The following is a 25,025-nucleotide window of genomic DNA, read 5'->3' as shown; positions in this document are numbered from 1 at the left end:
AGCAAGCCGTAAAATCGCTTACCCGTATGGCGTCAGGCAAAGAGGCACACTAATTTGAGGATGAGCGGTGCGTCACGTCGTGTGAACACGCTGCATGAACAGGGGCAAAGCCATGCTGTATATCGTGAGTCTGCTGGGTGGGATTGCGCTTTTGACGCTGGGCGGCGAGGCGCTGGTGCGAAGCGCGGTGGCCGGCGCCGAGCGCCTTGGCGTTTCGGCGCTGTTTACCGGCCTGGTGATCGTGGGTTTCGGCACCTCGGCGCCGGAGCTGGTGGTATCGATCAACGCTGCCCTCGAAAACAAGCCCGATATCGCCATTGGCAACGTGATCGGCAGCAATATCGGCAACATCATGCTGATCCTCGGGCTCTCCGCGCTGATCTATCCGCTGACCACTCAACGCCAGGCGCTCAAACGCGACGGGCTGGTGATGCTCCTGGCAACGCTTGGCTTTATCGTTTTGGGCGTGAACGGCACGCTAGGCCGGGTGGACGCAGTGGTACTGCTGGCAGGGCTTGCCGCTTATCTCGTGTGGGCCTACCAGAGCGAAAAGCGCCAGCCTCAAGCGCTTGAGCCGGCCAACGTGCTGATCGAGGCGCCGGCCAAACGGCCAAGCTCGGGGGCTCTAATCGGGGTGGGGCTCGTTGCAGGGCTTGCGCTGCTCATCGGCGGATCGCAGCTTTTGCTTTACGGCGCCATCGGGATCGCCCAGGCGCTGGGGCTTTCCGAGGCGGTGATCGGCTTGACCATCGTCGCGGTCGGCACGTCGCTGCCGGAGCTTGCGGTGTCGCTGGTGGCGGTGCTTCGCCGCCACGCGGATGTCGCGGTCGGCAATATTCTGGGCAGCAATATCTTCAATCTGCTGGGGATTCTCGGGGTATCGGCGTTTCTACAGCCGCTGACCCTGGCAGGGCGCATGGCCGCGTTCGACCAGTGGATAATGCTCGCCTCGGCGCTGGCGCTTTTGCTGTTTCTCGCCACCGGGCTTCGGCTTTCGCGCGGTGAAGGCGCAGCGCTGCTCGGGGGCTACGCGGTGTTTATCGCGGCAAGCTTCACACTGTTGGCATAATGCGGGTTCACCCACCTGATGGAGCCGACTATGCGACTGGCCACCCTGGGCCCGCCAAACAGCAACCACGCGCTGGTCGCCACGCGCTATTTGGCCCGGCACGCGCCGGATACCGGCGAGTGTGTTTATGTTGATGACTTCGAGCGCGCTTTCGAGGCGCTTCTAAGCGGCGAGGTGAGTCACGTGCTTCAGTGTACCGCCCACGCAAGCCACGCCGACTGCGTGGGGCGCACCATGCACCGCGCCTTTCCGGTGGATGTGTTCGTGGCAGGCTCTCATCCGCTGGCCCTGGTCGAGCGCAAAGACGCTAGGCCCTTGAGGCGCGTGGCGATACAGCCCGCTACCCGCTACTACACCGATCTCAGCGCCTTCGAGACGATCGTCGAGCTGCCCACGACCTCGGCGGTGGGCGAGGCGCTGTTGAACGGCGAGGTGGAGGCCGGGCTCTGCGCCGAGGCCGTAGCGGAGCGCGCCCCGCACGCGCTTCGCGTGGCCCGCACACTCGGCCCGGCGCTGGATACCTGGGTGGTCTACGCCACCGAAAAACTGGCGCCGGACTCGCCGCTCTGGCTCGAGGATACCCGCTAAAAGAGGAAAATGGCCGCCGCCCCGGCCAGCACCAGCGCCACGCGCCAGAGGAGCGCGCGGCGGGCGATGACCCCAAAGGAGATCAGCCCAAGCCCCAATGCTATCTTGAGCGCGCTCAGCGCAGCACCGAGCGGGTCGGCGGCGAGGTCGATCAGCGCCGGATTGGCCACCATGGCCAGCGGAATGATATAGAGCCCGATACCCAGCGCCATCGCCTTGCAGGCGACCTTCAGCCAGTTCTCCCCCACCATGCCCGCGGCGATGAACACGCCGCCGCATACCGGCGGTGTAATGGTGGATAACAGCGCGAACCAGAACACGAACAGATGCGCGAGCAGCGGTGAAAGCCCCAGCGAGGTGAGCGCCGGCCCCGCCACTGACACGCAGATCACGTAGGCCGCGGTGGTCGGCACTTCCATACCCAGAATCAGGCAGGCAAGTGCGGTGAGCAGCAGCGCCGGCCACAGCAGATCGCCGGAAAGCGAGAGGATGCCCGAGGTGATCTTGACCCCGAGCCCGGTCAGCGACAGCACCCCGACTACCAGCGAGGCGCACAGGATGATCGCGCCGATCACCGCGATCTGGCGCCCGGCGGTGAGCGCCGCCTCGCAAAGCCTTGCGCCGAAATCAGCAAGCGAGAAACGCAGCTTCGCGTCGAACAGCAAAAGCACCACGCCGGCAAAGACCGCGACGCTGGCCGCGTACTGCGGCGTGACCCCACCGCGGAAAATCCGCTCGAGCAGAAGCGCGAAGGGCACGGCGAAGAACAGCGCGGTGATCAGCACCTCCTTCGCCGCGGGCTGCTCGCTTCTGGACACGGGCTTTAAATCGTAACGCGTGGCGTAGGCATTGATGCCCACCCACACGGTCAGAAAATAGAGCAAAGCCGGCAGCGCCGCCGCCGCCATGATCGCCGTGTAGGGCGTACCGGTGAGTTCGACCATCACGAAGGCGCCGGCGCCCATCAACGGCGGCATGATCTGCCCACCAGAAGACGCCACCGCCTCCACGGCGCCGGCAAGCGCGCGCGGATAGCCAAGGCGCACCATCGAAGGAAGCGTGATCGCCCCGGTCGAGGCAACGTTGGCAGACGCCGAGCCGGAAATCGAGCCCATCAGCGCCGAGGAGATGACCGAAACCTTCGCCCCGCCGCCGGTCAGCCGCCCGGCGATGGTGGAGGCCAGGTTCATGAACCCCTGCCCCGCTTCACCGGCGTTGAGCACCGCGCCAAAAATGACGAAGATCGCCACCACACTGACGCTCACGCCGGTCAGCGACCCCCAGAGCCCGCCTTCGGCGATGGTCAACGTACCCACCAGGCTTGAAAGCGGGATGCCCGCATGGCCGAAGGTGCCGGGCACGTGCTCGCCGAACACGCCGTACAAAAGCGCCAGCAGCGCCACCAGCGGCAGCGGCCAGCCGATCGCCCGGCGCGCGGCCTCGAGCGCCAGCAGCATCAAAAACACGCCGATGGCCATTTGAAGCGGCGTATCGATGAAACCGTACTGGTTGGCAAGCGCCGGCTCGTTGAGTGCGATGTAGCCGCAGGCCGCCACGCCCAAAAGCGTCAGTAGCCAGCCGCTGGCCCGCGCAAGGCGCCCGCGCGCCAGGTACACCAGCACCCAAGGCAGCAGTAGCGCCATGTGCAGCGGCCGGCTTACCAGCGCCGGCGCCAGGCCATAAAAGATCAGCCCAAGATGAAAGATCACGCTCGCCGCGCCGAGCGCTACCCACCCATTCGCCTGCGGGCGAACCGCTGGCGGTGTCGAAAGAAGCTGCATGGAGTTGGCCTGTCAGCAGGACGCCACCCCGGCATTGGCAGCCGGGGTGGCGTCAGGTTGTGAAGCGTAAAAACGTCTTCGGTATGAGGGTGTTAGCGCAGCGCCTCGGGAACCTCGATGCCCGCCTCTTCGTAGTAGCGAAGCGCGCCGGGGTGCAGCGGCGTGGTCATGTTCGAAAGCAGCTCTGGCGTGATGCTCCCCCACCACTCGGTCTCCTGAGCCAGCGCGTCGCGGCGCTCCCAGAACGTGCGGGTCAGCTCAAAAGCGGTGTCGTCATCCATCTGCGCGGTGGTGAAGGCCATGACCGGAAGCGACGTGGTGTGCACGTCCTCGTTGATGCCGGGATAGGTACCACCGGGAATGGTCTGGGCGACGGCGCCGGTTTGCTCGATCTGCTCGTCGGTCAGCGATACCAGGGTGATCGGCATGCTGGCAGCGGTTTCGATCACGTTCGGCGTGGGAAAGGAACTGGCGGTCACGAAGGCGTCGATCTGGCCGTTTTTCAGCGCATCCGGTCCGTTACCCAGCGCCGCGTCCGCCACGCGGATCTCCTCATCAAGGCCGAAAAGCTCGAAGTAGCGCTGCGCCTCGCGCGCCCCATAGGTGCCGCGGCCGATCAGCACGTGCTTGCCCGCCAGCGCCTCGACGGGGGCGGTGCCGTGGTCGCCGGCGAGCACGAAGTGCATGGTGATCGAAGGAATCGGAAACAGCCCGCGAATCTCCTGAAAGCGCGGGCTACGGCGCTGAGCGAAGGGGCCTTCGCTCGCCATCGCTTGCTCGATCAGCGCCGGCGGCGCGGTGAACACGTAGTTGGCCTGGCGCGCCATGACCTCCATGACGTTTTGCACCGAGCCCTGACTCTCCTCCAGTGTCAATACGATGGCGTCGTCGGTGCCAGCGCGAATGGCTTCGGAAAGCTCGACGCCCATCTGGTAGTAGGCGGTACCCGCCGAGGAGGATTTATAGGTGATGCGCGTTTGTGCCTGGGCCGAAAGCGACACGGCGCTCAAGGCGAGAACCGCGATGGACACGCTGAGCGCGCGCCGAAAAGAGCAGGAAAGTAGGCGCATGGAAAATATCCTTCATGGCGTTGAGTCAGATGACGCGCTTCGATGGGCAGGCGCCAGCGCAGTAACATACCACGAACCGCCGCCGCCCACCCCCGGGCCTGTGAAAGCGTCTGATTAAACGTGCGGTGAGCCGTCTTCGACCAATGGATAAGTCCTCAAAAGGTATGCCACTCGCGGGGCTGGCTGGCTATTAGCGAAACGGATAATTTCCTAAAAAAAGACGCAGCCGCCCGCGCCACAGGCGGGTTCGTTCGCTTTTATTCCGTGTTATCCCTCCGTCGTTACTGGTTAAACTTACTGAAACTTTTCCTCCCCTTAAACTCATCTGGACACCACGCCCATGCAGACGCTTTATCAAGCCATCGGCCAGCCGCGACCCTCTCGCCGCTGGCTTTTTTTATTGCTATTCGCCCTTGTCGCCATCGCGCCTTCGGCGCTGGCGGTGACCGGTGAAATCGACATGACCACCTCGGTGGTGGGCCTTTTAGCCCTTGGCGTTTTTACTCTCGCCTACGCGCTGGTGATGGCCGAAGAGAAGATCCACATGCGCAAATCCAAACCCGTGCTGGTAGCGGCGGGGATCATCTGGGGGCTGATTGGCTTCGTCTACGTGCAGAACGGGCTGTCGGAAACCTCGGAGTACGCCTTTCGCATGACGCTTCTGGAGTTCACCGAGCTGATGCTGTTTCTGCTGGTGGCGATGACCTACATCAACGCCATGGAGGAGCGCCGGGTGTTCGACGCGCTGCGCTCCTGGATGCTGCGCAAGGGCTTCAACTACCGCACACTGTTCTGGCTCACCGGCGGGCTCGCCTTTGTGCTTTCGCCAGTGGCGGATAACCTCACCACCGCCCTTCTGATGTGCGCGGTCATCACCAAGGTGGCCGAAGGCGACAAGCGCTTCATCAACCTGGCGTGTATCAATATCGTGGTCGCCGCCAACGCCGGCGGCGCCTTCAGCCCGTTTGGCGATATCACCACGCTGATGGTGTGGCAGGCAGGACTGATCCAGTTTCAGGAGTTCTTCATTCTGTTTGTGCCGGCGCTGGTCAACTTCCTGCTGCCGGCGGCGGTGATGAGCCTGTTCATCAAGAACCAGAAACCCGCCAGCGTCTACGAGGAAGTGGTATTGAAACGCGGCGCGCGGCGCATCATTGCGCTGTTTCTACTCACCATCGCCACCGCCGTGGCCTGCCATACGCTGCTGGATCTGCCGCCGGTGCTGGGCATGATGACCGGGCTTGGCTACCTGCAGTTTTTCGGCTTCTACCTGCGTAAGAGCCTGCCCAAATCGCTTGCGCGCAAGCGCGAGCGCTACAGCCGCGAGGGCGACAACAAGAAGCTCGAACAGCTGGGCAGCGTGGTGCCCTTCGATGTCTTCAACCGCGTGGCGCGCGCCGAGTGGGACACGCTGCTGTTTTTCTACGGCGTGGTGATGTGCGTGGGCGGGCTCGGGTTCATGGGCTACCTGGGGCTTCTTTCCGAGGCGCTCTACGCCGGCGGCAATGCGACCTTCGCCAACGTGGTGCTGGGCGTGGTGTCGGCGGTGGTGGACAACATCCCGGTGATGTTCGCCGTGCTCACCATGCAGCCGGAGATGGCCCACGGCCAGTGGCTTCTGATCACCCTGACCGCCGGCGTCGGCGGAAGTCTTCTATCGATCGGCTCGGCGGCGGGCGTGGCGGTCATGGGCCAGGCGCGGGGCTCGTACACCTTCATGGGCCATCTTCGCTGGTCACCGGTGATTTTACTGGGTTACATCGCCAGTATTCTGGTGCACCTGTGGCTCAACGCGGCAAGCTTTACCCACTTCGGTTGACCGCACCCGGCGCTGGTTCAGCGCTCGAGAATCTCCAGCGGCCCGGCGCGCTCGACGGTGCGCTGCCAGGCCGGGTCGCTCTCCAGGCGCTGGGTGTAGGCGGCAATGGCCGGGTAACTGCCCAGCGAGCGGGTGCCCTTGAGCGCCAGCATGGGAAAGCTCATCTGCACATCCGCCCCGCTGGGCCAGGCCCCGCCGAAGCTACCCTTCTCGCTCAGGTGCGCTTCGATGAACGCCAGGTGCTGGTCGAGCTGCGGGTCGATGAAGCGCTCGCGGATGGTCGAGCTGATGCCCTTGGCCACCGGGCGCACCAGCGCCGGCGACTGTTTGGGAATCTGACTGAATATCAGGCTCATGAGCAGAAGCGGCATCAGCGAGCCTTCGGCGTAGTGCAGCCAGTAGCGGTAGTCCACCCAAGCCTCGAAATGATCGGCGCTGGGCGATAAATGCCCCTCTTCGTCGTAGCGCTTTATCAGGTAGTCGATGATCGCACCGGACTCGGCGATGGTCAGCTCACCATCGACGATCACCGGCGACTTGCCCAGCGGATGCACCTTCTTGAGTTCCCTGGGCGCCTGCATGCTTTTGGTGCGGCGATAGGCATGGATCTCGTAGTCGAGACCCAGAAGCTCCAGCAGCCAGATGACCCGGTGCGAACGCGACTTTTCAAGATGGTGTACGTGGATCATGGTGTCTTCCCTGCCCGGTTGAGTGTTCAAGATGTGAGCCTTCACAGCCTGGCCTGAAAGCGGTGGCTCTGCCACCAGCGGCCGAGCGCCTGTTTGAGCGAGAAGCGCCCCGAGAGCCAGGGCGCGAGCAGCCGAGTCGAGAGCGGAATGAAGATGAACACCATGATCGGCGTGAGCGCGAGCGTGCTGACCAGCACGCGCGGCACCAGCGCCCAGTCGGCGAGCAGGCCGCCGAACAGCCACTGAAACAGCAGGGAAATGGGAAAAAACGCCAGCCATACCGCCACCGCCTGCTTCCAGCGCGGCGTGGGCTCGACCCCGTCCATGTGAAACCAGGCGCCCAGGCCCATGGCGCGCTGCTCGACCGGGGAATCAAAAAGCCCCTGGCCGCGCTTGAGCCAGCCCTTGCGCGAGGCCGAAAACTCCCAGGCGTTGAGCGTATCCGGATCGCTGAAGCGAAACACGATCTGATACTCGTCGTCGCCTCTGGGCGGCGCCAGCACGCCGGAGCCCAGATAACCGGGGAAGTCCGAGGCCAGATCGCGGCCCTCGTTGAGCCAGCGGTGAAAGTCCTGATAGCGGCCGTTAGCGACGCGGCGCGCCACCATCAGCGTGACGGGCAAGGCAGACATGGGTGATCTCCTGATCGATAAAAGGCGCCCACTGGGTAAGCGAGCGCCGTTCGCCGAGCGGGTAAGCTCCGGCGAGTTTCGTAGTCCTGACTTCACAGTATATAGGCAATTTCGATGCCAGAACGCCCGGGCGGGGCGGCGCTTAACGTCGCACCAGGGTGATGGCGCGAAAGCGCCCCTGGTCGGTGAAGGTCAGCCGGTAAACGCCGTGCACGCCGCTTCGGTCGACCACGCGGCGCAGCGCCTCGGCGGGAAACGCCACCCAGCGGCCGTCCACGCTTTTAGCGCGCACGCTGTCATAGCGCCCTTCGTAGTGCGCCAGGCACTCGCGCGGGGTCAAGTTCAGGATCACGTCGATAGAGGGCATGGGCGGATCGAATGGCGAAAGTCGTCAGGCGAAGGGCTATAAAAGCCCTTTCGAGAGTGGCCTCAAGCTCTGCCACTCGAGGCGCTCTGGCCAGCGCTCGAGCCAGCCCGGCACGTCATCGGCGGGCATGGGCCGAGCGATACCGTAGCCCTGAGCCAGCGGGCAGCCCAGCGCCAGCAGCGCACTGGCGTGGGCCAGCGTCTCCACGCCTTCGGCCAGCATTGGTTTCTTGAAGCGGTTGGCCATGTAGATCACGCTTTCGACGATCGCCATGTCGTCGTGGTCGACGAGCATGTCGCGCACGAAACTCTGGTCGATCTTGATCAGGTTCACCGGCAGCTGGCGAAGATGGGTCAGCGACGAGAACCCGGTACCGAAGTCGTCGATGGCGAAGCCGATACCCAGCGCCTGGCAGTTGGCCATGTTCACCAGCGCCGACTCGATGTCATGAATCGCAGCGCTTTCGAGCACCTCGAGCTTCAAAAGCGCGGGGTCGATGCTCGGGTAACGCGCCAGACATTCGCCGAGCCGCTGGCTGAAATCCTTCACCAGCAGGTGCGAGGGGCTGACATTGACGCTCACCGTGAGCGTGATGCCCAGCGCCTGCCAGCGGGTGAGCTGATCGAGCGCGGCGTCGATCACCCACTCCCCCAGCGCCGTCTCGAGCGGCGTGGCTTCGACCACCGGTAGAAAAGCCGCCGGCGGCAGCAACCCCTCTTCCGGGTGCTGCCAACGAATCAGCGCCTCGAGCCCGATGACGGCGCCGCTTCGCATGTCGATCTGCGGCTGATAGAAAAGGCGCAGCTCGTCGTCGTCGATCGCCTGCTGGAAGCGCTGACGCTGCTGCTGGCGTGCGCGCAGCAGCCGATCCTGGTCCGGGTCGAAGAAGTGGTAGATATCGCGTCCGCGCTGCTTGGCGCGATACATCGCCTGATTGGCGTGGCGCAAGAGCACGTCGCCCTGGGCGTAGTCGTTGGGGTAGAGCGTCACCCCCAGGCTCACCGTCAGATAAATGCTCTGCCCGTTGATCAAAAGCGGCTGTCGAATGGAGCCCAGTAGCGCCTCGAAATACGCCTCGTCCACGCCGTGATGCAGCAGCAGCACGAACTCGTCGCCGCCCACCCGGGCCAGAACATCGTCGCCGAACAGCAGGTGGCTGACGCGCTGGGCGAAGGCGGTCAGAATCGCATCGCCGACCTGGGCGCCGAGGCGCTCGTTGATGGTTTGAAAGTAGTCGATATCGAGCGAGCACACCGCCAGGCACTGGCCCTTCTCCTCGGCGTGCTGAAGAGACTCGTGAATCAGCTGAGTCAAAAGGTGCAGGTTGGGTAGCCCGGTCAGCGAGTCGAAGCTGATGTCGCGGTTCAAGTGTCGCGCGTGGGCAGGAATGGCGGAAAGATCCGAGAGCACGATGACGTGATAGGCCACCTCGCCTTTCTCGTTGCGCACCCGGTTGGTCGACATCATCGCCGGGTAGGATTTGCCATCGTGGCCGCGGTAGCTCACTTGGCTCTTGCTGCGGTCGCGAAACGGCACGCCCTCCTTCTCGCGCACGCCGGAATGATCGTTGAGCGCCAGAATGCTGATGGAGTGTGGCGACTGGTCCAGCGCCTGCTCGCGGGAAAGCCCGGTCAGCTCGCAGAACGCCGGATTGACGTCGATGATCCGGTTGCTTGCGTCGGTGATGATGATGGCTTCATTGGCACAGCAAAACGCTGCTTCGCCGGGCGAGAACGGGGCGTTGCAGGCCACCACCCCAAGCGGTGCAGCTCCCGGCAACGACGACGCGGCATCCATTGTGTATTGGGCCACGATGGCTCCTCAAGTAAACCGAGTAGTGGACCTCTACGCGATGCAAGGCCAAAAATCACCGGCCAATAGGATAAATCTAGTTCACCAAATACTACCACTACTAACACTTTATGCGTGCCGTTTCATTAAATACCTGATCGTCCGATTCAGGGTGCAAGTGCGGCGGCGCCCAGGTAGCGATTCTCCCAGTAATCGATGTCCAACGGCACGCTGACCACCTGACGGCCGCTACCGGGGGCGTGAATCATCTGGCGATTGCCGCGGTAAATACCCACATGGGTGGCTTTCGAGCCGCTGCCGAAGAAGAGCAGGTCGCCCGGGCGCGGTGAATCCGTGCCCGGCAGTGCCCGGTACTGTTGGTCGGCGGTGCGCGGCACGTTGAGTCCGGCGGCGCGGTAGGTCATTTCCACCAGCCCGGAGCAGTCGAGCCCCCTGGGCGTGTTCCCGCCAAAGCGGTACGGCGTGCCGATCGCCTGCTGGGCGTGAGAGAGAATCAGCGCGCGCTCCATCGAGATGCCCGCCATGTTCGCGCCCTGACTCGGGGCGGTGGCGATCTCCTTGCTGGCGCAGCCGGCGAGCAGAAAAAGCGCCAGCAGTGCCCCGAGACGCTGCAAAGCGCGAGGCAGATGACGTGCGAAGGGAAAACGAACAACGGGGTAACAAGGGGTGATCGGCATGGTGCGCTCGGCCAATGGTTTTAATGAGGCTTCATCATGGCTCAAGGGACAAGCGCTTGCCACAGTAACCTGCCGGCCTAGATCATGGCGTGACGTACCTTCGCCGATACCCACTCCGAGACGATGACGGTGGCGAAGATCATCACGAAGATGACGCTGACCTGGCTCCAGGCGAGGCTGTTGATCGACGCGTTGAGCGCAAGTCCGATGCCGCCGGCGCCGACCAGCCCCAGCACGGTGGACTCGCGGATGTTGATATCCCAGCGGTAGACGCTGATGCCGGCAAACGCCGGCAGGACCTGGGGCAGCACGGCGTAGCTCATCACCTGCAAACGCCCCGCGCCGGTGGCGCTGATCGCCTCGACCGGCGTTGGGTGGATCTCCTCGATCGCCTCGTACAAGAGCTTGCCGACGAAGCCGATCGAGCGCAGCGCGATGGCGATGATGCCGGCGAGCACGCCGGGGCCGACGATGGTCACCAACAGCATCGCCCAGATCAGCGAGTTGATCGAGCGCGACGAGACGATCACGGTCAGCGCCAGGCTTCGCACCAGCGGGTGCGGCGTGGTGTTGCGCGCGGCGAGAAACGCCACGGGAAAGGCCATGACAATCCCCAGCGCCGTGCCCAGGGTGGCGATATTGAGCGTATCCCACATCGGCTGCCAGAGGCTCGCCGCGTAGGCCCAGCGCGGCGGCAGCATCCGGCTTATAAGGTCACTGCCCTGGCGCCCGGCGTCGAGGGCGAACACCCACATGGTGTTGTCGGAAATCACCTTCCAGCAGAGCAGAAAAAGGCAGAGGCCGATAAGCCAGGCGCCAAAGCGCAGCCACTGGGCGCGGCTGGTGCGCCGCTGCCACAGCGGCTGGCCATCGAGAGAGGTCGAAACGGGCATGATGGGTTCCTGCTTATTGGGTAAAGCGGCGAACGTGGCTGGAGGCGTACTCGCTGGCCAGCACGATGGCGATGATGATCAGAAGGATCGCCGCCGACGTGCTGTACTCGTAGCGGCTCAGCGAGGTGTTCAAGGTCGCGCCGATGCCGCCGGCGCCGACGATGCCGATCACCGAGGATTCGCGAAAGTTGATGTCGAGCCGGTACATCGAAAGCCCGATCAGCCGCGGCATGACCTGGGGCTGCACCGCCTGGTTCATCACCTGCCACCAGCCGGCGCCGGTGGCGCGCACCGCCTCGACCTGGCGCCCATCGAGATCCTCGATGTCCTCGGCCAAGAGCTTCGCCATGAAGCCGACAGTAGCGAAGGCCAGCGTGATCATGCCCGCCAGCGGGCCGAAGCCGAACATCACCACGAACAAAATGGCGATGATGATCTCCTGAAACGTACGCGACACCGCGATGATGCCCCGGCACAGCGCATAAACCGGCAGCGGCGCCACGTTGCGCGCCGCCCCAAGGCCCACGGGAATGGCGAGCAGCACGCCGATCACCGTGGAGGTGAGCGTCATGGTCAGACTCTCGATCAGCCCTGCGACGATATCGCCCTGACGGCTGACGAAATCCGGCTGAGCAAAGGCGGCCAGAAAGTTGAGCCCGCGCCCGGCGCCTTCGGCGACCCGCGCCCAGTTCACCTCGACGGTGCCCAGCGCCAGCGCAAGGTACAAAAGGGTGCCGGCGCCGAGCGCCCAGCGCAGCCACGTCCGCTCGATGAAGGCGGGCTTTCGCCACTGCCCCTGGCGCGCCGCGGCCAGCCGCGCATCAATTCGAGCGCTCATCGCAGCCCCCCGCTCACCGCTGGCGTGAACGCCCGGCTGGCGCCTGGCTCGCGCGATGCCAGGGCGGGCCGCGCCTCGGTATCCTCCGGCTCGACCCGGGTATCCCACTCCTCCTCGCCGTAGATCGTGGTGAGGATCTCACTGGTGAGCCCGCTCGGCGCGCCGTCGAAGACGATCTGCCCGGCGCGCAAGCCGACGATGCGGTCGGCGAACTGCTGGGCCAGCGCCACGTCGTGGATATTGATGATCGCGGCCAAGCCCCGCTCGGCGCAGAGCTCGCGAATCAGGCGCATGATCTGGCGCGAGGTTTTCGGGTCGAGGCTCGCCGTGGGCTCGTCGACCAGTAAAAGTCTCGGGCTTTGCAACAGCGCCCGGGCGATGCCCACCCGCTGGCGCTGGCCGCCGGAGAGCGCGTCGGCGCGCTTGTCGATGGCGTGCTCTAGCCCGACCCGCTCGAGCAGACGAAACGCCTCGCGCACCGCATCCTCGGGGTAGCGACGAAAGAAACTGCGCCAGAAGCCGACGTAGCCCAGCCGCCCGGAGAGCACGTTCTCCATCACCGAGAGCCGGTCGACCAGCGCGTACTCCTGAAAGATCATGCCCATCGAACGCCGCGCCCGCCTGAGCCCGGCGCCGGAAAGCGCGGTCAGCTCATCGCCCTCCAGGCGAATGCTGCCTTGGCTTGGCTCCACCAGCCGGTTCACGCAGCGGATCAGGGTGCTTTTGCCGGCGCCTGACGGGCCGATCAGCGCCAGCACCTGCCCCCTGGGCAGCGTCAAATCGATGTCGCTCAGGGCGCGATCGCCGGTGGGGTAGCGTTTACCAACGCCTTTGAGTGTGAGCATGGGAGTACCTCATCGTGACAAAACTCGGCCGGAAGCGCTGCTTCCGGCCGAAAGAAGGGAGTGAAACCTGGGATCAGTCGCAGTCGTAGGCCACGTCGTTGGCGTCGGCGATGGTGCGGATCACCGACCAGTCATCGGCGTAAGTGATGGGGATGAACTGCGCCTCGCCGGAGTTGGCGAACTCCGCCGCCAGCGGCGTGCCTTCCCAGTCATAGCTGAAGAACGCATCCTGAATCTGCTGGGCGAGTTCCGGCTTCAGGTTGTGCGCCAGGCCGTAGCCAGTGGTGGGGAAGGTTTCCGAGGTGTAGATGACGTCGAAGTCGTTTTCATCGATCACGCCGCGGGCGATCATGCGCGTGGCCACCGAGTTGGCGATCGCGGCCGCGTCGTAATCCTGGTTGATCACGCCCAGAATCGAGTTGTCGTGGGAGCCGGAGAAGGCGGTTTCGAAATCCTCGCCCGCCTCCAGGCCGTACTCGGAGCGAAGCAGCGCCGACGGCGCGCGAAAACCCGAGTTGGAGGTTTCGGAGGTGAACGCCAGCTGGCGCCCTTCCAGATCCTCGACGGACGCGATGCCGCTACCCGGATAGGTGATGATCTCCATTTCGTAACCGAAGCTGCCATCCTCGGCGGCCATCATGGCGAACGGCCGGAAGCCGCCGCAGTTCACCGCCACCGGCACGCCGCCGGTGTTGAACCCGGCGATGTGCAGGCGTCCGGCGCGCAGCGCCTCCTGCTGGGCGGCGTTGGACTGCACCGGGAAGAACTGCACGTTCTTGCCGGTCGCCTCACTCAAGTGGTCGAGAAAATCCGCCCACACCTCGGCGTACACCGCCGGGTCCTCCACCGGCGTATAGGCGAACACCAGCGTGCTGGGGTCGACCCACTGGGACTCGTCCGTCGGTACATCGGCGATCATGTCACCGTCGTTGTCGGTGTAGCGCGAGGAGAGATCGGCGGCGGCGTTAAGCGCGGTCAGTGCCAAGGCGCCGGTCACGGCGGCACTGGCAAGCGTACGAGTCAAGGAGCGTGTCATGGTGGGTTCCCGAGGGCATTGTTCGAAGTGATTGCATCGTGGCAGCCGCGCATGACAGCGGCGCGACAGTTGCATGACGAACCGATGACCCTTGGGCAGAATCGCACTGCTTACCGCGCTGAACGACTAGCCGATGGCACGCTCTGCCTTAGTCGTGCGAGGAAGGCTCGGGAGGGGGGAACGTGACCTCGCCGCCGCGGGCGTCGAGTTGGCGAATGGCAGAAGGTCGGCCCCGAGCATCGAGATCGACAAGCCCGAGCCCGCTTGCATTGACCAGCCGCTCACCGGCGCTGGCCGGTTCAGGGTCGCGGGGCACCACGTCGAACTTGCGCCGCTTGGTGAACCAGTTCAGCGGTGACCAGGGCGCGTAGAGCCAGCGATTGAGCCGGTCGAAAAGGTTCAGAAGCTGTTTGGGGAAGGTGTTCTTGATACCGCTCGAGGTGATCTGCCACAGGTGCGGCGCGTGCTCGGCCCGGCGCACGAAAACGTCATACACGAAGGAGTAGTGGACATCGCCGGAGAGAATCACGTAGTTGCCCGGCGTTTTCGAGTGGCGCCAGATTTGTAACAGCACGTTGGCCGCACCGCGGTGTGCCATCCAGTTCTCGGCGTCCACCACCAGCGGCTTGCCCGCCAGGGTAAAGAGCTTCTGCACGCCTTCGATCAGCTTGACGCCAAACATCGGTGCCGGCGAGACGATCACCGCGCTCTGGCACTCGAGAAGTGCCTGCTGCATCTCCATCAACGCCTCCCAGTCCATCAGCCCGGAGGGGCGTTTGGGGCTTCGCTCGCTGCGCCAGCGCCGGGTGCGGGTATCCAGCACCAGAAGCGCAGGCTCCCCGGGCACCTGAAACTCCCAGCCCTGAAAGCGCAGCAGCCGCTCGATGAAGCGATCCTGCCGCAAGGCTTCCAAACGGCCTTTTTCCGTGTCGAGCAGCGCGCCGGCCTCGTCGATCAGCGGTGTGAGCTTGTCCGGGTCGTTGCCCCACCCCTGGCAGAGCAGATAGGCGATCAGGGCGTTGCCGATGATGCGTTTGGAAAACGGATGCCCGTAGGCGCAGCGCTCCCAGTCGGCGGTCAGGTTCCAGTCGTCGGTCACGTCGTGATCGTCGAAGATCATCAGCGTCGGCAGATGCGCCATCAGTCGGGCAGACTGCGCGACGCCCTCGACGAAGGTGTCCATGACCGCCTGCTCCTGGCGGTAAACGGCGGCGTCCTTTTCCGCCAACGCCGGCATGGCCACCTCGATCAGCCGCCAGGGCGTCGGCGACCACACCAGGCAGTACATGGCGAGCATTTCGGCCAGTGTCATCAGGTGGTTCGAGGCGTTCGCCGAGGTGAACACCGGCTTTTTCACCCCGCCGAAAAAGCGCTCGCGCAGCGCGGCGTTGCTGGTCACGTCCGGCAGCAGCGCTTCGCGGTGATAATAGCTCTCCGGGGCGGCGTAAAGCGCCTGGCTATCGGCGACCGTCGCACCTTCGAGCGTTTCGTCGTAAAGCCCGAGACGCCGGATCAGCGCATGAATCGCGGCAAGGGTCGGCCCCGCCACGTCGTCCACGTACACCTGGTCACCGGTCATCAGAAGCCACGCCGGCCACTGGCCGGGCGCGTTTTGCTGCTCGGCAAGCCAGGCATCGCCGCGCACCAGGCCATCAGCGCTTTCGTGGTGCGGCTTGCGACATGAGCCGTGCATCAAACGGTGGTGGCGCGAGGCGAGCACGAAGGCGGGGGTTGGCTGACCGTCATGGCAAAGCCAGCTCGCCCACTCGTTGATCGAACGCCAATACCCCGCCGAATCTTTCAGGCGCAGGTCGTAGTCGATGCGCGTATCGCAAGGCAGCGGTTCGTCGAGCGCCACGTCGATCAGGACAATGTACGCGTGATGGCCAATACGCAGGCGCTTCGCCGCGTCGAGGGCCAGCGCGCGCTCGACGCGTTGGCCGGGAAAGAGCACCAGCGCCATCTCGAGCGGGCGCGTGGTCAAAAGCCACAGCGAAAGCCGGGTCGTGCTCAACCGGCGCAGCAGCGGGCCGACCAGCACCTCGGGCAGCGCGGAAGCGTTGAGGGCGTTGCGTTCAGTCATGGACCACCACCGGCAGCGTCAGGGTAACGTCGAGCCCGCCGATCTCGGCGCGGGAAAGCGTGAGGGTACCGCCGTAAAGCGCTACCAGATCCGCCACGATGGCGAGCCCCAGCCCGCTTTCCGAGCGCTGCTCATCAAGGCGCTTGCCGCGCTCGAGCGCCGCGGTGCACTCGCTTTCGCTCATGCCCGGCCCGTCGTCGGCCACGCTCAGGGTGAGCGTGGCGCCTTGTATCGCGATCGATAGCGTCACGCGGCTTTGCGCCCAGCGCAGCGCATTATCGAGCAGGTTGCCGACGATTTCCTGGGCGTCCTGCTGGTCGAGGCGGACCCGCGGACGCGTTTGCCAGCGCGGCGTCAGGGAGATCTGGCGGCGCGCAGCCAGCCGCGTCAGGCCCTCGATCAGCCCATCGAGGGCTTTTTCGAGCGACATCGAGGCCAATGCCGGGCCGCTGCCCGCCGCCGAGGCGCGGGCCAGGTGGTGGCGCACGGCGGCGTCGATACGCGCAAGCTCGGTGTCGAGGCGTTCGCGCTGGTCCGGCTCAACGTGCTTGAGCTGAAGGCGCATTACGGAAAGCGGTGTTTTCAGCGCGTGAGCGAGATTGCCCGCGGCGTGGCGACCGCGCTCGATCAGCCGCTCGTCGCGGGCGAGCACCGCGTTCATCGACCCGGCCAGGGTGGCGAGCTCCTCGGGCAAGCGGGTGTCCATGCGGCTCGCCGCGCCCTGCTCGACCGCGCGCAGATGGGCATTCATGCGCCGAAGCGGCGCCAGCCCGAAGCGTACCTGCAGCGCCAGTACGCCGAGCAACAGCGCCGAGAGCGCCACGATCCCCAGCCACAACAGCTGCTGAAAGCCGAGAATGTCCGCCTGCAGGCTGCTTTCGTCGGCGGCGACGCTGACGTGCAGCGGCGACGACAGCGGCGCAAGGTAGATGTCGCGCTCGACCACGCGCAGCGGCTGGCCACGCGGGCCTTCGAGACTGCGCGCGCTGAGCGTTCGGCTGTCGGTGACCGGCAGGCGCTGGTCCCACAGCGAACGCGAGGCGAGCCGGTGCTCGCCCTGGTCGGTGATTTGCCAATACCAGCCGGAAAATACCTGGTCGAAGCGCGCATCGCCAAGCGCGCTTTGATAACCCAGCGTTTGGCGGACCGGGTCGAAGGTCACACCGGCGATCACCACGTTGAGCGTTGCCTCGAGGCGCTCATCGAAGGCCTCCACCGCCGTGCGCTGGTAGTGGTGTGAAAGCAGCCACCCGGCAAGCGGCAGCGCCAGGCCAATGATCGCGAGCGCGGCGAGCAGTAGCCGGGTGGCGATCGAGCGCCGGGCACGCAGGCTAGGCATCCGGCGACTCGGCCAAAAGCCGGTAGCCCTGGCCGCGCAAAGTGGCGATGCGCCAGGCGCCGAGCTTGCGCCGCAGCCGGCTGATCTGCACGTCGATGACGTTGGAGTCCGGCTCCTGATCACGATCGTAAACGTGCTCGGCGAGTTCGGCGCGACTGACCACTCGCGGGGCGGCGTGCATCAGGTAGCTCAGAAGCCGTGTTTCCTGGGCGGTCAGGCTGATCGGGCGCCCGGCGAGCGTCACGTTCTGGGTATGGGTATCAAGGCCAAGCTCCCCCACCCTGATCACCGGGTGGGCGTGGCCGTGGGTGCGGCGCAGGATCGCGCGCAGACGAAACAGCACCTCGGCGGCCTCGAAGGGCTTGGTGACATAGTCGTCGGCGCCGGCGGTGAACCCTGCAGCCTTGTCCGCCCAGCGCTCGCGGGCAGTAAGAATCAACACCGGCAGGTCGATGCCGTCGTCGCGCCAGGCACCGAGCCAGCGCGTGCCGTCGCCGTCGGGCAGGCCAAGGTCCAGCACCAGCGCGTCGTACACCTCGGTGCGCACCAGAAAATCCGCCTCGGCGCCGGTCGCCACGGTTTCCACCAGCCAGTCGCCCTCCTTGAGCGCCTGGCCAAGCTCGAAGGCTAGCGCCTGGTCATCCTCTACCACTAAACACTTCATCACTCACCTTCGACGTCTTTACGACGCATTTCGTTGATGCGCACGCCCTCGATTTTCATCAGTTGGCCGCTTCTGCCGTCGAACTCGAACTCGACCACCTGGCCCTGGGGGCCGAGCATCTTGATCTCGTACTCGATCTCGCCGTCGTCGCGCTCCATTTCGATCTCGATCACCTCGCCAAGATAGCGCGCCTCCAGCCAGTTCAAAAGCGACTCGAGGCTAACTGCTTCGCCGCGCCGCACCTGGCCATGAAGCCCCTCCCAGGACGCTAGCGCACGTTCGCTGGCAACACTTGCGCCCACGCACACAAGCGCCGCCAGGGCGATCACGAGCCCGGCGCGTGCGAAGGAAGACGAGAGCGACATAAGCGTTTTCATGCGCCAAGAATGCCAAACCCGAGATGAACGCTGGATGAACGGCGCCTTCAGGTTGGCGAAAGAAGCGCGCTGTTATAAAGAGCGTGTCGCATCGCGATCCACGACGCCGATGCGGGTCAATATTCAACCTTGATCGTTCGAGAAGGAGTTTGACATGCCCTTTATGCACAAAACCCTGATGCAAAAAAACCTGATCAAGAAAGCAGCCTTGATCTCCGCCTCCGCCCTTCTGCTCACCGCTGCCGTGGGCACCGCCCAGGCCGATACCCTGTCGCTGGATCGCCTCGACGACGTGCTGGGCTTCACCGCCGATTACGGCTTTACCCACATCGAGGAGCTCAGCGTCGATGGCGGCAACCGCATCGAAGTCGAGGGCTGGCTCGACGAAGAGTGGTATGCCGATGTCGAGTTTTCGCTCGATAGCGGCGAAACCCTGAGCGAAGAGCGCGAGCGCCTGGTCAGCGGCGCCTGGGGCATGAGTGAAGAGGACATTCGCCAGGCTTTCGAGAGGGCCCGCCAGGAAGGCATGGTCGATTTCGAGGAGATCGACATCAACCGCAGCGGCATCATCGATCTCGAAGGCCGCGACGAGAGCGGCCGCGACATCGACGTAAGCGTCCGCCAGGGCTCTTATGAGGTGGTCGAGGTCGATCGCGACTAATTACGCTACCAGAACGCAAACGGCGGGCCCGATGGCCCGCCGTTTGCGTTTGGACCCGGCTAGCGGCAGTCCTGACAGTTGCCGCGGGCCAGTAGCGCCTCGGTGATGCGCTCGATGCCCTGGCGGTACGCCGCTTGGCGGTAGGTGATCTTCTCGTCACGGGCACGCTCCAGCACCTGGCGCGCTTCGCGCTCGAGCTTTTCGTCCAGCCGCTGGTTGACGTCCTCTTCGCTCCAGGCTTGCCCGGCGCGGTTCTGCAGCCACTCGAAGTAGCTGACGATGACCCCGCCGGTATTGGCCAGCACGTCCGGCAGCACGTCGATACCGCGCTTTTCGAGCGCGGCGTCGGCGTCGCTGGTGACCGGGCCGTTGGCGATTTCGAGCACCATGCCGGCGGCCACATCGCCGACGTTGTCGCCGGTCACCTGGTTTTCCATGGCGGCGAGGGCCAGCACATCGACCTCGAGCGCGAGCAGCTCGTCACCCTTGATGCGCTTGCCCTGGCGGCACTTGGCAAGTTCACCGTGCTTCTGCTTGGCCTTTTTCGCCGCGTCGATATCGAGCCCTTCCTCCTTGTAAATACCGCCGCTGGAGTCGGACACCGCCACCACCTTGTAGCCGCGCTCGGCGGCCTGGCGGGCGAAGTGGTAGGCGGCGTTGCCAAAGCCCTGCACCGCCACGGTGGTCTCTTCGGGCTTGCGGTTTTCCTGCTCGGCCCACAGGTCGAGCACGGTAAGCGCGCCGTGGCCGGTGGCTTCCACCCGGCCCTGAGAGCCACCCAGCGGAATCGGTTTGCCGGTGATCGCCGCTGGCGCTCGGACGCGCTTGATGTTTTCGTACTCGTCGATCATCCAGCCCATCACCTCGGCGTCGGTATTCATGTCCGGTGCGGGAATGTCGCGATCCGGCCCCATGATATCGGCGATGGCGCGAATGTAGCCGCGCGCCAGGCGTTCGCGCTCCAGTGACGAAAGCTGTTTGGGGTCGACCTGCACGCCGCCCTTGCCGCCGCCGAAGGGCAACCCCACGACCGCGCACTTCACCGCCATCCAGAAGCTCAGCGTGGTGACCTCGTGCTGGTTGACGTCCGGGTGAAAACGCACGCCGCCCTTGGCCGGGCCGAGCGATATATCGTACTGCACCCGCCAGGCGGGAAACGCCTGCAGGCTGCCATCATCCATGCGCACCGGCACGCTCACCTGCAGCGACGCTGCCGGCTGCATCAGCCGTGAACGGGCATCGTGGGGCGTATCGAGCGCCTGGAACACTTCTTCCAGGCGCGAGCGGGCGTCCTCGAAAAGTGCCGCGCCGGTTTGCGGAGTCAGCGCCCGCGCTTCAATATGAGACTGATCCGTCGCCTCTTTTTTAGCGTTTTTGGTTTTTTTGGACGTTGCTTTCGCCATGAACACACTCCCTGTATCAATGGAATCGAAGGTCGGTGAGACTTAAAGCGTAGCAGCCCTTTATTATTTCGCCCGCGCCTAATATAAGCGTCATCAGGAGTTCGCCATGCACAGCCTGGACCGGTCACCAGCGCTCTTTTCGCCGCTTGCTCAGCGCGTCGCCCGCGACCTGGCATGGCTTGTGAAGGCGCCGGATCTCATCACGCTTAAAGAGTACGCCGGACGGCCCACCCTCGACGAGATGGGGCTCGCCGGGGAGGCGCAAGATGGCCTCGATTGGCTCGACCCGGCCTGCCAGGCGCTTGCTCGTCGTCGCGTCACGCGCATGGGCCATTACCACGAAGCGCTCTGGCATCTGCTGCTCGACCACGCGCCAAACACGCGGCTTCTGGCGCACAACGTTGCCATTCGCGAAAGGCGCCAGACGCTTGGCGAGCTCGATATGCTCTACCGCACGCGAACCGACCCCGCGCCGGTGCATCTTGAAGTGGCGATCAAGTTCTACCTGGGGCTTGCCGAAGGGCCGGATCATCCGGCGAGCCCCAACCGCTGGATCGGCACCGGCGGGCTCGATAGCCTGGCGCGCAAGTGTGCCCACCTGCGCGCCCACCAGCTGCCGCTCTCCGCCACGCCGCTGGCCAGGGCGACGCTGCGCCACTGGCTCGCCCCGCGCGACTGCCCTTATGAAACGAGCGTCCTCACCCAGCGCCTGGCCATGCCGGGGGTGCTGTTCTACCCGTTCCACGCCGCACTTCCTGCGCCGACCGGGGTCACCGACGGGCACTACCGTGGGCAGTGGTGTTACCTGAGAGACTGGAGAAGGCTTCTGGAGGAGGCGGGCGAAGTGAGCATCGCCTGGCTCAGGCGCCCTTTCTGGATGGCGCCGCCGCTGGAGGCCGCGTTTGAGGCGCCAGGCGCGCTCTGGCCGGCGCTGGCGGCCTGCATCGAGCGCTTCGGCCCGCAGCAGGTGCTGCTCAAGGGCCAAGGCGAGAAAGAAGAGGCGGGCCGGCGCGTGATCCTCGTGCCCGACGAGTGGCCCAGAGAGGTGCCGCTGCCGATCGGCAGCGGCGAGTGAGGTATCAGACGATGACGAGGTTGTCGCGGTGGATCAGCTCGTGAGCCTCAACGAAGCCGAGGATCGCCTCGATCTGGTGACTGGGCTTGCCGGCAAGCTTTCGCGCCTCCTCGGCGCCGTAGTTGCAAAGCCCCTTGGCGATACGCTCGCCCTGCTCGTCGACGCACAGCACCATGTCGCCGCGCTTGAACGCGCCGTCGACCCGGCGAACGCCGACCGGCAGCAGGCTCGATCCCTTCTCGCGCAGCACGTTGACCGCGCCGGCGTCCAGGGTGAGCGTGCCGCGCACCTGAAGCTGGCCGGCGAGCCAGCGCTTGCGCGCGGCGATCGGCGCCTGGTGGGGTTTGAGCAGCGTGCCCAGCGCTTCGCCCGCCATGAGCCGGGTAAGTACCTCGGGTTGGCGGCCGCTGGCGATCACGGTGAACGCGCCGGAGCGCGCGGCGAGCGTAGCGGCGCGCACCTTGGTGCTCATGCCGCCGCGCCCCAGTGCCCCACCGCTGCCCGCCACGGCGGCAAGCGCTGGGTCGTCGGCCTGGCCTTCACCGATCAGGCGGGCATTGGGGTCGTGGCGCGGGTCGGCGTCGAACAGCCCTTCCTGGTCGGTCAGAAGCACCAGCGCGTCCGCCTCCAGCAGGTTGGCCACTAAAGCGCCCAGAGTATCGTTGTCGCCAAAGCGAATTTCGTCGGTGACCACGGTGTCGTTTTCGTTGATCACCGGCACCACGCGCATCTCGACCAGGGTGCGCAGCGCCGAGAGCGCGTTGAGGTAGCGCTTGCGGTTGGAGAGATCGTCGTGGGTCAGCAGAATCTGGGCGGTGAGCATGCCGTGGCGGGCGAAGTGCTGCTCGTAGCACTGGGTCAGCCCGTTCTGGCCCACGGCGGCGGCGGCCTGGAGCTCGTGCACCGCGCTCGGTCGCGCCTGCCAGCCCAGGCGCACCATGCCCGCCGCCACCGCGCCGGAGGAGACCAGCACTACTTCGACCCCGCGGGCGTGCAGCGCGGCGATCTGATCCACCCACACGCCGATCGCGGCTTCATCGAGGCCACGCCCATCGTTGGTCAGAAGGGCACTGCCGATCTTGACCACGACCCGACGCGCGCCCTTGAGCGCCTCCCGGCCCGGCAACTCCTCGCGCTGCTCCATCGTGCTTCCTCGCTCACCCACTGATCGTTATCGTGATTCGCTCGAGCGCCGGCTCAGGGCGCGTACTCGACGTCCACGTCGTAGTCATCGTCGTCGAAGTCGTCGTCATCGTCGGCGTCGCGCTTCTTGCGCTTGTGGCCCAGGCGCGCCTCGGTGCGCGCAACGGACTCCTCCTCCATACGCCGACGCATCTCCTGCTCGCGCTCGAAGGCCTCTTCGTCCTCGTTCTCGAGGCGCTGCTGCTCGGTGAGCCAGCGATGGGCGGCCTGCACCAGCTTGTCGGTGCCTTCGCTCGAGATCGCCGAGATCTGGAATACCGGGCCGTCCCAATCGAGCGTCTCGATCACCGCACGGGCGCGCGCTTCGCGCTCCTCCTCCGGCAGCAGGTCGAACTTGTTGAGCACCAGCCAGCGCGGGCGCTCGGAAAGCGCCGGCGAGAACTGACCGAGCTCGCGCACGATCGCCCTGGCCGCCTCGACCGGGTCGGACTCGTCGAACGGCGCGATGTCGACCACATGGAACAGAAGCCGCGTACGGGTCAGGTGCTTCAAGAATCGAAGCCCCAGCCCTGCGCCGTCGGAGGCGCCCTCGATCAGCCCAGGCACGTCCGCCATTACGAAGTGCTCGTGCATGCCGAGCTTGACCACGCCCAGGTTCGGTACCAGCGTGGTGAAGGGGTAGTTGGCGACCTTCGGCTTGGCCGCCGACACCGAGCGGATCAGCGTCGATTTACCCGCGTTGGGCATTCCGAGCAGGCCGACGTCCGCCATCACCTTCATTTCCAGGCGCAGGTTGCGCCGGTCGCCTTCGGTGCCCGGCGTGGTGCGCCGGGGCGCGCGGTTGGTCGAGGACTTGAAGTGGATGTTGCCAAGCCCGCGGCGCCCGCCTTCGGCGACCAGCACGACCTGGCCGATCTCGGTGACATCGGCGATCACCTCGAGCGTATCCTCGTCGATCACCGTGGTGCCCACCGGCACTTTCACGTGCAGATCCTGACCCGCCTTGCCGCTCATCTGACGGCCCATGCCGCCCTGGCCGTTCTCGGCCTTGTAGAAGCGCTGATACTTGAAGTCGATCAGGGTGTTGAGCGCATCGTCACCGATCAGGTAGACGCTGCCGCCGTGGCCACCGTCGCCGCCGTCCGGCCCGCCCTTGGGCACGTATTTTTCGCGGCGAAAGCTCAGACAGCCGTTGCCGCCCTTGCCTGCCTCGACAATGATCGAGGCTTCATCGACGAACTGCATTGAATTCTCCCGGCCGCTTTCGCCGCCCTTTTCTCCCCCGCCCGCGGGCCTGGGGGTTAACAGACAAAAAAGCCCCGCATTGGCGGGGCTTTTCTTTCGTTCACTCGTCCAAGCGCTAAACGCTTACTCGGAAACGATGCTCACGAATTTACGGTTGTTCGGACCCTTGGTCTGGAACTGAACTTTACCGTCGTTGAGCGCGAACAGCGTGTGGTCGCGGCCGATGCCGACGCCCTGGCCTGCGTGAAAACGCGTGCCGCGCTGGCGAACGATAATGTTACCCGCGGTTGCCGCCTGGCCACCGAAGAGTTTCACACCAAGGCGTTTGGATTCGGAATCGCGACCGTTACGCGTGGAGCCGGCTGCCTTTTTATGTGCCATCGAAATAGCCTCCTGATCGGGGAATGGGTCCGTTTAAACGGAAATTCCGGTGATTTTGACTTCAGTGAACCACTGACGGTGGCCCTGACGCTTCATGTGGTGCTTACGGCGACGGAACTTGATGATGTTCACTTTTTCGCCACGGCCGTGAGATACGATCTCGGCCGACACCTTGGCACCGCTGATCAGCGGCGCGCCGATGTTGAAGTCGTCGCCGTCGGCGACCATCAGCACGTCTTCGAAATCGATGGTTTCGCCGGTGGCGACTTCGATTTTCTCGAGCTTGAGGGTCTGGCCTTCCTGAACGCGGTACTGCTTGCCACCGCTTTTGATAATTGCGTACATGTCGCTCTCCGGACTTGTCGGTAATGCCGGGCTAACCGGCGCTCATCGAATCAACGCTCTTGAGACCTGCGGCGAGTGGCGCCCCTTTCGGCAGCCATCTGACAGGGAGCATGATGAGTGGGTCGCGGATTATAGCGATGATCCGCTTTTACCACAAGCCCCTACCGCCGTGTCAATCACCCAAGCCGCTCTT

General features: G+C 64.9%; 25 protein-coding genes. 5 read left to right on the top strand and 20 right to left on the bottom strand.

All coding sequences use genetic code 11. From position 1 onward, the window contains the following. Positions 1 to 112: 112 nt before the first annotated feature. Entirely contained in the window at positions 113 to 1,069 is a 957-nt protein-coding gene (locus tag ACGK9R_RS01110) for a calcium/sodium antiporter (RefSeq protein WP_394577719.1), read from the top strand. 30 nt (positions 1,070 to 1,099) lie between these two features. After that, on the top strand, positions 1,100 to 1,657 hold the full coding sequence (locus tag ACGK9R_RS01105) for a hypothetical protein (protein ID WP_394577718.1): 558 nt from the start codon (positions 1,100 to 1,102) through the stop codon (positions 1,655 to 1,657). Here ACGK9R_RS01105 and ACGK9R_RS01100 read toward each other — a convergent pair. Both ACGK9R_RS01100 and ACGK9R_RS01095 read right to left on the bottom strand, forming a co-directional pair. Next, complete coding sequence (locus ACGK9R_RS01100; protein WP_394577717.1) at positions 1,654 to 3,438, bottom strand: TRAP transporter permease; 1,785 nt, start codon at positions 3,436 to 3,438, stop codon at positions 1,654 to 1,656. The two genes, ACGK9R_RS01105 and ACGK9R_RS01100, sit on opposite strands and share 4 nt — an antisense overlap. A 92-nt stretch (positions 3,439 to 3,530) precedes the next feature. Continuing rightward, positions 3,531 to 4,508 carry a TAXI family TRAP transporter solute-binding subunit gene (locus tag ACGK9R_RS01095; RefSeq protein WP_394577716.1) on the bottom strand — a complete coding sequence of 326 codons (978 nt, stop codon included), beginning with the start codon at positions 4,506 to 4,508 and terminating at the stop codon, positions 3,531 to 3,533. 340 nt (positions 4,509 to 4,848) lie between these two features. Between ACGK9R_RS01095 and nhaD the strand changes: the two genes are divergently transcribed. Continuing rightward, positions 4,849 to 6,327, top strand: coding sequence for a sodium:proton antiporter NhaD (gene nhaD / locus ACGK9R_RS01090; protein ID WP_394577715.1), 1,479 nt, complete (start codon positions 4,849 to 4,851; stop codon positions 6,325 to 6,327). Between the two features lie 17 nt (positions 6,328 to 6,344). Here nhaD and ACGK9R_RS01085 read toward each other — a convergent pair whose 3' ends face one another. The 13 genes from ACGK9R_RS01085 to ACGK9R_RS01025 form a co-directional block, all read right to left on the bottom strand. After that, positions 6,345 to 7,016 carry a glutathione S-transferase family protein gene (locus ACGK9R_RS01085; RefSeq protein WP_394577714.1) on the bottom strand — a complete coding sequence of 224 codons (672 nt, stop codon included), beginning with the start codon at positions 7,014 to 7,016 and terminating at the stop codon, positions 6,345 to 6,347. A gap of 41 nt (positions 7,017 to 7,057) precedes the next feature. After that, the gene (locus ACGK9R_RS01080) at positions 7,058 to 7,648 is read right to left on the bottom strand and encodes an antibiotic biosynthesis monooxygenase (RefSeq protein WP_394577713.1); all 591 of its coding nucleotides are present in this window, start codon (positions 7,646 to 7,648) and stop codon (positions 7,058 to 7,060) included. A gap of 142 nt (positions 7,649 to 7,790) precedes the next feature. Continuing rightward, entirely contained in the window at positions 7,791 to 8,015 is a 225-nt protein-coding gene (locus ACGK9R_RS01075) for a DUF2835 family protein (protein WP_394577712.1), read from the bottom strand. 36 nt (positions 8,016 to 8,051) lie between these two features. Next, positions 8,052 to 9,827, bottom strand: coding sequence for a putative bifunctional diguanylate cyclase/phosphodiesterase (locus tag ACGK9R_RS01070; RefSeq protein ID WP_394577711.1), 1,776 nt, complete (start codon positions 9,825 to 9,827; stop codon positions 8,052 to 8,054). Between the two features lie 146 nt (positions 9,828 to 9,973). Further along, complete coding sequence (locus ACGK9R_RS01065) at positions 9,974 to 10,504, bottom strand: C40 family peptidase (protein ID WP_394577710.1); 531 nt, start codon at positions 10,502 to 10,504, stop codon at positions 9,974 to 9,976. Between the two features lie 77 nt (positions 10,505 to 10,581). Next, the gene (gene phnE / locus ACGK9R_RS01060) at positions 10,582 to 11,397 is read right to left on the bottom strand and encodes a phosphonate ABC transporter, permease protein PhnE (protein ID WP_394577709.1); all 816 of its coding nucleotides are present in this window, start codon (positions 11,395 to 11,397) and stop codon (positions 10,582 to 10,584) included. A 13-nt stretch (positions 11,398 to 11,410) separates the two neighbouring features. Beyond that, on the bottom strand, positions 11,411 to 12,235 hold the full coding sequence (phnE, locus tag ACGK9R_RS01055) for a phosphonate ABC transporter, permease protein PhnE (RefSeq protein WP_394577708.1): 825 nt from the start codon (positions 12,233 to 12,235) through the stop codon (positions 11,411 to 11,413). Continuing rightward, positions 12,232 to 13,080: a phosphonate ABC transporter ATP-binding protein gene (gene phnC, locus ACGK9R_RS01050; RefSeq protein WP_394577707.1), complete on the bottom strand. Its 849-nt coding sequence runs from the start codon at positions 13,078 to 13,080 to the stop codon at positions 12,232 to 12,234. The genes phnE (ACGK9R_RS01055) and phnC overlap by 4 nt, the downstream gene beginning before the upstream one ends. Before the next feature lie 73 nt (positions 13,081 to 13,153). Beyond that, positions 13,154 to 14,116 carry a phosphate/phosphite/phosphonate ABC transporter substrate-binding protein gene (phnD, locus tag ACGK9R_RS01045; protein ID WP_394577705.1) on the bottom strand — a complete coding sequence of 321 codons (963 nt, stop codon included), beginning with the start codon at positions 14,114 to 14,116 and terminating at the stop codon, positions 13,154 to 13,156. Between the two features lie 148 nt (positions 14,117 to 14,264). After that, entirely contained in the window at positions 14,265 to 16,199 is a 1,935-nt protein-coding gene (locus tag ACGK9R_RS01040) for an alkaline phosphatase D family protein (protein WP_394577704.1), read from the bottom strand. Then, positions 16,192 to 17,538 carry a sensor histidine kinase gene (locus ACGK9R_RS01035; RefSeq protein WP_394577703.1) on the bottom strand — a complete coding sequence of 449 codons (1,347 nt, stop codon included), beginning with the start codon at positions 17,536 to 17,538 and terminating at the stop codon, positions 16,192 to 16,194. The genes ACGK9R_RS01040 and ACGK9R_RS01035 overlap by 8 nt, the downstream gene beginning before the upstream one ends. After that, positions 17,531 to 18,202, bottom strand: coding sequence for a winged helix-turn-helix domain-containing protein (locus ACGK9R_RS01030; RefSeq protein WP_394577702.1), 672 nt, complete (start codon positions 18,200 to 18,202; stop codon positions 17,531 to 17,533). Before ACGK9R_RS01030 ends, ACGK9R_RS01035 begins: the two co-directional genes overlap by 8 nt. Continuing rightward, a complete protein-coding gene (locus ACGK9R_RS01025) occupies positions 18,202 to 18,567 on the bottom strand; it encodes a PepSY domain-containing protein (RefSeq protein WP_394577701.1) in 366 nt (121 codons plus the stop codon). The genes ACGK9R_RS01030 and ACGK9R_RS01025 overlap by 1 nt, the downstream gene beginning before the upstream one ends. Before the next feature lie 166 nt (positions 18,568 to 18,733). On the opposite strand from ACGK9R_RS01025, the gene ACGK9R_RS01020 reads away from it, so the two are divergent. Next, a complete protein-coding gene (locus tag ACGK9R_RS01020; protein ID WP_394577700.1) occupies positions 18,734 to 19,240 on the top strand; it encodes a PepSY domain-containing protein in 507 nt (168 codons plus the stop codon). A 59-nt stretch (positions 19,241 to 19,299) separates the two neighbouring features. Here ACGK9R_RS01020 and ACGK9R_RS01015 read toward each other — a convergent pair whose 3' ends face one another. Further along, complete coding sequence (locus ACGK9R_RS01015; RefSeq protein ID WP_394577699.1) at positions 19,300 to 20,643, bottom strand: Glu/Leu/Phe/Val dehydrogenase; 1,344 nt, start codon at positions 20,641 to 20,643, stop codon at positions 19,300 to 19,302. Between the two features lie 106 nt (positions 20,644 to 20,749). On the opposite strand from ACGK9R_RS01015, the gene ACGK9R_RS01010 reads away from it, so the two are divergent. Further along, positions 20,750 to 21,718 carry a DUF1853 family protein gene (locus tag ACGK9R_RS01010; protein WP_394577698.1) on the top strand — a complete coding sequence of 323 codons (969 nt, stop codon included), beginning with the start codon at positions 20,750 to 20,752 and terminating at the stop codon, positions 21,716 to 21,718. Between the two features lie 4 nt (positions 21,719 to 21,722). On the opposite strand, the gene proB is transcribed toward ACGK9R_RS01010, so the two are convergent. From proB to rplU, 4 genes are all read right to left on the bottom strand, one after another. Beyond that, entirely contained in the window at positions 21,723 to 22,862 is a 1,140-nt protein-coding gene (gene proB, locus ACGK9R_RS01005; RefSeq protein WP_394577696.1) for a glutamate 5-kinase, read from the bottom strand. A 53-nt stretch (positions 22,863 to 22,915) separates the two neighbouring features. Continuing rightward, positions 22,916 to 24,106, bottom strand: coding sequence for an Obg family GTPase CgtA (cgtA, locus tag ACGK9R_RS01000; protein ID WP_394577695.1), 1,191 nt, complete (start codon positions 24,104 to 24,106; stop codon positions 22,916 to 22,918). Positions 24,107 to 24,229: 123 nt separating this feature from the next. Further along, positions 24,230 to 24,487: a 50S ribosomal protein L27 gene (gene rpmA, locus ACGK9R_RS00995; RefSeq protein WP_394577694.1), complete on the bottom strand. Its 258-nt coding sequence runs from the start codon at positions 24,485 to 24,487 to the stop codon at positions 24,230 to 24,232. A gap of 33 nt (positions 24,488 to 24,520) precedes the next feature. Then, positions 24,521 to 24,832 carry a 50S ribosomal protein L21 gene (gene rplU, locus ACGK9R_RS00990; protein WP_394577693.1) on the bottom strand — a complete coding sequence of 104 codons (312 nt, stop codon included), beginning with the start codon at positions 24,830 to 24,832 and terminating at the stop codon, positions 24,521 to 24,523. Positions 24,833 to 25,025: the final 193 nt, after the last annotated feature.

Origin of the sequence: Halomonas sp. HNIBRBA4712 (assembly GCF_043558675.1) — a bacterium.
Lineage (GTDB): Bacteria > Pseudomonadota > Gammaproteobacteria > Pseudomonadales > Halomonadaceae > Vreelandella.
The sequence above is the reverse complement of the archived record's forward strand: the minus strand, read 5'-3'. Positions and strand labels throughout refer to the sequence as shown.